Annotated in this window: 4 protein-coding genes; all 4 read right to left on the reverse strand. The window is 62.3% G+C overall.

What is annotated here, in order from left to right:
• Window positions 1–330: 330 nt before the first annotated feature.
• Entirely contained in the window at window positions 331–1,776 is a 1,446-nt protein-coding gene (locus tag ACIQAL_RS02910) for an efflux transporter outer membrane subunit (RefSeq protein WP_401142162.1), read from the reverse strand.
• A 285-nt stretch (window positions 1,777–2,061) separates the two neighbouring features.
• Window positions 2,062–4,227 (reverse strand): glycosyltransferase family 2 protein, encoded by a 2,166-nt coding sequence (locus ACIQAL_RS02915; protein ID WP_401142164.1) that lies wholly within the window; start codon window positions 4,225–4,227, stop codon window positions 2,062–2,064.
• A 1-nt stretch (window position 4,228) separates the two neighbouring features.
• Window positions 4,229–5,479, reverse strand: a complete 1,251-nt coding sequence (locus ACIQAL_RS02920; RefSeq protein ID WP_401142167.1) for a hypothetical protein — start codon at window positions 5,477–5,479, stop codon at window positions 4,229–4,231.
• Window positions 5,476–6,723 (reverse strand): HlyD family secretion protein, encoded by a 1,248-nt coding sequence (locus tag ACIQAL_RS02925; protein ID WP_401142170.1) that lies wholly within the window; start codon window positions 6,721–6,723, stop codon window positions 5,476–5,478. Before ACIQAL_RS02925 ends, ACIQAL_RS02920 begins: the two co-directional genes overlap by 4 nt.
• Between the last annotated feature and the right edge of the window lie 1,019 nt (window positions 6,724–7,742).

Raw genomic sequence — 7,742 nt, forward strand, 5'->3', positions numbered from 1 at the left:
TTTGCTGCCGCCTCGTGCCAGATCGCAGGCAAGGTGGAACGCCACCCCGGTACTCCCATGCCTCCGGCAGAAGCAAATTGCGGCGCGATCAATATTTTTGATTCTGGCCGCAGGCCGTGGGAGTTGGCTTGCCTACGATCTGCCGGGCACTGGCAGCAAACCCTGTGCACACGGTATGCCTGACACAACCGAGGTACCTGGCCTTGCTGCCGCTTCGCGCCAGATCGTAGGCAAGCCAACTCCCACGGCCTTTGGCCAGAATCAAAAATCAATCCGGTGTTGCCACCCCCATGCCTTCAGCAGCCGCAGATCGTGGAAAGTTGATAAACGTCACTTCACCTCCGCCACATTGAGCTTCGGCGGCGTCCACCCGCCGCCCAGCGCCTTGTACAGATTCACTTGATTGACCTCCCGCGCCAGTTCCAGCGTCAGGTATTCCTGTTGGGCGGCGAACAGTGAGCGTTGCGCGTCCATGGTCGAAAAATAGCTGTCCAGCCCCGCCTCGAAACGCAACCGCGACTGGCGCCACGCTTCCTGATAATCCTTTACCAGCCGCTGCTGCGCCGCGACTTGCGCGAGCATTTCCTGGCGCGCATTCAGGGCATCCGCCGCCTCCCGAAACGCGTTCTGCACCGTCCCTTCGTAGGCCGCCGTATTGGCGTCATACCGCGCATGGCTGGCATCGACCAGCGCCCGCCGCTGACCGCCATCGATCAATGTCATCGACCCGGCCGCCGCCAGTTGCCAGAACTCGGCGGGGCCAGTGAGCAGTTTCGAGAAGTCACCACTCAGGCTGCCCAACGCGCCGGTCAACGAGAGGGTCGGGAAATAGGCACTGCGCGCCGCGCCAATGTCCGCGTTGGACGCCCGTAACAACGCCTCCGCAGACAGAATGTCGGGACGGCGCTGGATCAGACTCGACGGCAAGCCCGCAGGCACATCGGCGGTGGCCAGCGTCTCGCCCAGATCGCCCTCCGGCAGCAGTTGATCGGGCACGGGCTGACCGACCAGCACGCGCAAGGCGTTGAGGTTTTGCGCGACCTTCATGCGATACGTGTTGACCTGCACGGCGGCGGTGTTGGTCATCGCGTCACCCTGATGCACGTCGATGCGTGCCGTGGAACCCGCGTTGAAACTGCTGCGCAACAGCTCGCCGTAATGCTGCTGGGAATCGAAGGTGGACTGGGCCAGATTGAGCAGCGTCTGATTGGCTTTCAGGCTCAACCACGTGCTGGCGACTTCGCCGATGAGCCCCAAACGGGCGGTCTGGTAATCCGCCTCGGTGGCTTCGAAGCGCGCGTCAGCGGCGTTGCGTTGGCTGCGCAGGCGGCCGAACAGGTCCAGCTCATAGGACGTGAAACCGGCTGTGGCCTGAAAGGTGTTGTCTGTGCTGCCCGAGCTCACCCCGCCGCCTTGCGTCCGCACCAAGGGTGGGATTTTGCTGCGTCCTGCGTAGGTGTTGAGACCGATTGAGGGGAACAGCGCAGCGTGGGCACCGTCGGATTCGGCGCGGGATTCCGCCACCGATGCCGCGTACTGACGCAGGCCACGGTTGTTCGACAAGGCCAGATCGATCACCTGACGCAAGCGCGGGTCGGTGATGAACGTTCGCCAGTCCTGCTGAAAGGCCAGCTTCGAATCATTCATGCCCGGCGCTTGCGTGTTGCTCGGCCATTGCTGATCGATGGGCGGGTCGGGGCGCTGGTAAGTCGGCTCCAGCGAGCAGCCGGTCAGGAGCAGAAGGGTGAGCAAAGCGAGGCGTAGTGGGCTGTTCATCGGCGTGCTCTCGTTAACATGGCTTGACCTGCAATCTCAAAAGGCGACGGGATTTTTGGTGTTGCGCAGATTCCCCCGAGGTCCGGTCTCACGGCGAAACATCAGGCCTGACTCGGCTTCAACGGTGGGAGCGAATTCATTCGCGAATGGCCGGTACATTCGACACATCTCCATCGCCTGTACCGACGCATCGCGAATGAATTCGCTCCCACAGTGGGAAGCGCGTTTGCAGCAGTGCAGTCGACCGAAAGGAAGGCCCAGTGGAGAGCGGTCGCCGGACGCTCCTTACAACCGCATCCCGAACAGCGCCCGCAACGGCGCCAGCAGCAATGTCCAGAACTCCCCACGCGTTGCCGACACCCTGGGCGCTGGCCCTTCCGGCAGGCGCAGGTTGACGGTCTTGAAACCGGGCATCGGGCGCCGCCGACGCTCGGCCCGCTGCTGACGTGCGCGACGGGCATACGAGAGCAAGTGCGGGCGCTTCTCACCAATCAACGAACGCCGCAGCAAGCTGCTGAAGGCGATCCCCGGTTTCGCCCGGCCCGCGACGTTGGTGTTGGCGTCACTGAACAACCGGCCAATCAAACGCTGCCGCAAGGGTTCGTCCAGATCGACGAACTGCAAACCCAGCCGCCCATCTCCGGTCTGGCGTTTGACCTCCACCGGCACCCGGCCCACCTTGTTCACCCACACCGTGCCCCGCAGTCCCGGCCTGATCAGCGCCGAAAATTCACAGGCGAAAGACGCGCCGCTTAGGGAAATGTCGGTCAAGCGTCCGGCAAACATCCGGCCGCTCAAGTGCAGCCCGGCGGGCTTGAGAAACGGGAAACGCTCTTCGCCATGTAGCCTCGGGCGATCGACACAGGCCACCAGCGTGGCGACGTTGTACACCAGCGCCACCACCGTCCAGCACAGGTTGAACTGCACGTTGCCGTCGAAGGTGTCCGCCGTGGCGATGGCCGTGAACGCGCCGATCTGCGCAAACAGCGTGAGGAAGAAAAAGAACCCGAAGAGCTTCCAGTGGACCATCGTCTGCGAGCGGTCCAACCCCTTGGCCGTGACCTTGAAGGGTCGTCCGAACGGGCGAATCAACGCGCTGAGCAAGGTGGCTGTCACCGCCAGCGAGGCCACGATCTGCGTCACCTCGGTGAAAATCGGCAGTGTGCGCCGGTCGGTGACCCACGTCCCGTAGCCCCAGAAAGCAATCAGCGCAGGCATGCCGAATGCCAGGAAATCCATCGGCTTCGCGTAGAACCCGGCAATGCCGAAATACCAGTAGAGCAGCGGTGAAACCAGCATCATCAAAATGAACGGCTTGGAGAACCAGTGCAGCAGACCATGGACGTAATGCAGTCGGTCGTTGAGCGTGTAGCCGCGCCCGCGCAACGGGCCGTCGGGCAGCAGCGCCACCTGAATCGTGCCCAGGCACCAGCGGCCCCGCTGGTTGATGTACTCGGTCAACCCTTCCGCTGACAGGCCGATGGACAGCCGCTCGTTCAGCCAGCGGGTGATGTAGCCGCGCTGCAACAGGCGATAGGTGGTGTAGATGTCTTCGCAGACAGAGCCTGTAGGAAAGCCGCCAATTTCATTGATCCGATCGCGCCGCACCACGAAGGACGTGCCAACACAAAACGCCGCGTCCCACCCATCCTTCGCCGGTTGGAACACGTCGAAGAACACCCGTTGCTCGTCCACCCAACAGGTCGACGAGCCCAGGTTGTGCTGGATCGGGTCGGGGTTGTAATAGAACTGCGGGGTCTGCACCAGCGCGACTTTCGGGTCCTCGAACAATCCGAGCGTGCGCATCAGGATCGGCTGTTGCGGCGCGAAGTCCGCGTCCAGCACCAGAATGTACGGCGCGTTGGTCGAGGCTTCGGACTGTTGCAAGCCGTTGTTCAGGTTGCCCGCCTTGGCGTGGTCGTTGTTGTCGCGGCGAGCGTAATACACGCCTCTCTCCGCGCAGTAGTCGCGCAGCCAGTCTCGACGGGTATCGTCCAGCACCCAGACATTGAAATTGGGGTAGTCCATCGCTTGCGCCGCGATGATGGTTTTTTCCAGCACGTCCAGCCCTTCGTTGTACGTGCAAATGAACACATCCACTGCGGGCACATGGGGGCCGGCACTCCGCAGGCGATCTTCTCCAGCGTCCGCTTTGGTCGTGTGATCGGTGCGCACCAGCATCACGACAATGGACACCAGCGTGTAGGTGATCGCCAGCATTTCGAAGAACAGAAAGGTGTAGGACCACAGCGCTGCGAACCCTGAGTGAACGTCGGGCAGGGTGGCGCGGAATCGCCAGATTACGTAGTTGATCAGCAGCAGGCCGGTCACCAGCCCGAACGCGGCCCGCGCCCACCACTGGTTGCGGTGGGTCAGCGCCGCGAACAGCACCACCATCGCCAGCGTGCCGAGGTTCAACTGCCAGAGTTGCAAGGCATCGAGTGCGTGCATGTCAGTTGGCCTCCTGTGCGCCGGTGAACGGGTTGACGCCGCTGGCCGCAATCGCCGCCCAGGCCGTGGCGCCCAGATGGGGCAGGTGGTAGTAGAAAAAGTCGTTGCTCGTAGAGTCCGGGCCGATGGCCAGCCCAGTGCTGATCTGATCCTGCGGGGTCGCGAACAGCCATCCATCCGCCGACTGCTGCGCCATCAGCACCGGCCACAATGCGCGGGCCTTGTCGGCCGCGCCGGTGAGGTGCGCGACCGCTGCGGCCTGCGCGGTGCCCTCGGTCCACAGACCATCGGGGTCGCGACTGAAGCCGTAACCTTCGCCAAACCGGTGGGCCTGGTCGACGAACCCGAACACCCGCGACCAGTCGGCGGGCGGCTGGCGAACGGCAATCAATGGCCAGATCTGCGCGTCCAGCCCCGAGCGCTGATGCTCGGCGGTGCGGCCGTCGGGGAGGGTGCCGATCAGAAACCGTCCTTCCTGGGCGAGCCATTGGCGGTCGACGAAATCCCGGGCGATCCTGGCTTGGGTGGCGCTGTCGGCGCTGACCTTGATGCGGTTCAGCGCGTCCCATGCGGCGGCCAGATCAATGTTGTGTTCGGTGGATTTCCAGCCCTGACGGACCGGGTTCGGCGGGTAGCCGTAAAAGCCGCCGATGAAGCCTGCCGGGGCCTGGCTGTCGTAAGTGTTGCGCTGGGTCCAGAGCAGGATTTTTTCGGCGGCCTGTAGATAACGCGGTGTCTGGGTCTGACGAAAGGCTTCGAGCAGCGCGAGCACGGCCCACGCCTGATTGCCGGTCGCACTGCTGACCTGATACGCGTCCTGATTCCAGGCGTTGCGCTCCTGGCTCCAATAACCGGGCAGCAGAATCGGCCCGCTGGTTTTCACGGAGCCGGCAGCGTAGGCGTTGCGCAGACGGCCGTCGTGATAGTCGGGGTCGTTGTCCACCGCGTACGTCAGCGCGTCAGCGATACGCTCCGCCGATTGCGGTTTGCCACAGCCGAACAGCGCGATGCTCGCCAGCGCGTTGTCGTAAGTGAACGCCACGCCGCGCAGGGCAATGATCGCGGGAGGATGGCCTTCGAAGGCGGGGTAGCTCGCCAGCAAAACGGGGCCGTCGGCGAGGGACAACACGGCACGGTCGAGCGCCGCGCACGTTAACCGTTCCAGTTGCGGACGGCTTTGATCGGCCATCACCGGAACGCTGAACAGCGTCAGCAGCCACACGCTGCAACCGGCCAGCCCGAGGCGTTTCATCCTGACACCTTGGCCGTCACCCAATTGCCCGGATTACAGGTCCGCGCGCGTTCGTTTTCCGAGAGGTTGTCATCGAACGCGCCGACCACGTACACAGCGTTTTGCTCGGCGAACGGGAAGGGCACGCTGTAATTGGCGGAAAGGGTGTCGCTGGGTTTCGACAGCAGCTGCACGACATGCGCCCTGAGCGGCTGATTCAGCCCTGCGACATCCACGATCAGCACCGTGTCCCGGTTGATTTTGCTGGCCATGCGCTCCGGGAACACCGCAATCACGTTGCTCTGATTGCAATGGGTGGCCCGCACCAGCGTGGCACCGGCGCGCACCAACGTGCCTTCCGGGGCGACCAGTTCCTGAACCGTGCCGGGGGCGTAGGCCACCACGTTGTACGCCGCCATCAACCTGACCCGGTTCTGCTCGGTCTCGATCAGTTGATTGAGGTTGTCCAGCTCTTCCTGTTGCGTGGCGCGGTTCTTCGCCTGATTCGCCAGGCTCAGTTGCAGCGTCGTCATCTGCGCTTGCAGGTCGAACATGCGCAGTTGATCAGGGTCGAGGTACACCTGTTCGCTGGCCGCCGACACGTCGCCACTGTTGATGCGCAGCTGCGAGCGAATCGATTCGGCTGCCCCTTGCAGCGACGCCAGTTGCGCCTTGGAAGAGGCCACCGCCGCTTCACTCACCGCACCCTGACGAAACAGCTCCTGATTGCGCATCAACGTGGCTTGGGCATCCTGCAAACGGGCGTCGGCCGCCACGCTTTCCGCCCGCAGCGCCCGTTGCGCGTACAGCTGCCGCGTGTGGTAGGCGGTCTGGTATTGCTGGCTGGTTTTGTCGAGTGCGTCGTAGAACTGCTGATCGTGTTCGGCCTGGCTTTTCAGCGAGGCCAATTGTTGCTCCAGCGTCAGGCGACGGGTCTGTAAGGTGAGCAGGGTTTCCTGATTGGCCCGTGGGTTTTCGATCGTGGCGATGGTCTGCCCCTTGGCGAACGCCTCGCCGGGCTTGATCGACAGCGCACTGACAACGCCGTCGATGGGCGTGGTCAGCAGAATCACCGGCGCATTCAGAATCGCCCGGGTGGCGGACGAGGACAGCAGCGGCAGGAACAGGGTGGAAAACAGCAGCCAGACGATGAAGAACAACACGCTGAACCCCACCAGCCGGGGCAGCAGCGACAGCGTGAAAAATCGCGGCCTGGCAGGCACCCCGGACGTCATCGAGATCGGCTCGATCGATAAATTGGTCATTCCAGTACCTCAAGGCCAAGCATGCAGAAATCATTTCGCAGCCACGGGCGCAGGCCGCGTGAACGCGTCAGGTAGACGACAGCTGAACCCAGGCATACGAAAGCGTCGCCGAACGTGGCGATGTACAGGATTTGTTCTGTGAAAGCGCAGGACTGAAAAGGCTGGATACGTCCGGTCTTGTTGAAGTGCAGCGGCAGTGATCCAGGCAGGAGAAAACGATCACTGGCCTTACGCTAGGCGGGAAGTTTTTGAGTGTCAATGACCCGCGCGCGCTCAATGTTTGGCGTCGGATTGTTGCCGGATTTTGGCGAGGGGATACGGAAAACTGTTATGGGGCAAGGGGAAGTAAGTAATTTATTTATAAGGAAATATTCATTACGCGCGGTTCCCCATTTGCTGTAAGGCAGTCCGAAAGGTGTGATCTGCGGCTTCCGTAAGATTAAAAAGATATAAAAGTCTCAATACCGCATGCGCAGGTTTCGCTGCCGCTGCGCGCCAGATCGTAGGCAAGCCAACTCCCACGCCTTTGGCAGAAGCGGATCGCAGTGCGGTTGAGGTTTTTGATTCTGGCCGTAGGCCGTAGGAGCTGGCTTGCCTGCGATCGGCTGCGCAGCAGTCGTAAAACCTGGCGACTCGGAATTATCTGACCTACCGCCTACACAGGAGTTGCTGCGGCTTCGCGGCAGATCGTAGGCAAGCCAACTCCCACGCCTTCGGCAGAAGCGGATCGCGGCGCGGTTGAGGTTTTTGATTCTGGCCGTAGGCCGTAGGAGCTGGCTTGCCTGCGATCGGCTGCGCAGCAGTCGTAAAACCTGGCGACTCGGAATTATCTGACCTACCGCCTACACAGGAGTTGCTGCCGCTTCGCGGCAGATCGTAGGCAAGCCAACTCCCACGCCTTCGGCAGAAGCGGATCGCAGTGCGGTTGAGGTTTTTGATTCTGGCCGTAGGCCGTAGGAGCTGGCTTGCCTGCGATCGGCTGCGCAGCAGTCGTAAAACCTGGCGACTCGGAATTATCT

The sequence above is a fragment of the Pseudomonas sp. NPDC088368 genome (assembly GCF_044753445.1).
Classification (GTDB): Bacteria; Pseudomonadota; Gammaproteobacteria; order Pseudomonadales; family Pseudomonadaceae; genus Aquipseudomonas; species Aquipseudomonas bambusae.

Excerpts from the sequence above, each read along its gene's own strand:
- ACIQAL_RS02910 (WP_401142162.1), bottom strand. The coding sequence starts at position 1,776 with ATGAACAGCCCACTACGCCTCGCTTTGCTCACCCTTCTGCTCCTGACC.
- ACIQAL_RS02915 (WP_401142164.1), bottom strand. The coding sequence starts at position 4,227 with ATGCACGCACTCGATGCCTTGCAACTCTGGCAGTTGAACCTCGGCACG.
- ACIQAL_RS02920 (WP_401142167.1), bottom strand. The coding sequence starts at position 5,479 with ATGAAACGCCTCGGGCTGGCCGGTTGCAGCGTGTGGCTGCTGACGCTG.
- ACIQAL_RS02925 (WP_401142170.1), bottom strand. The coding sequence starts at position 6,723 with ATGACCAATTTATCGATCGAGCCGATCTCGATGACGTCCGGGGTGCCT.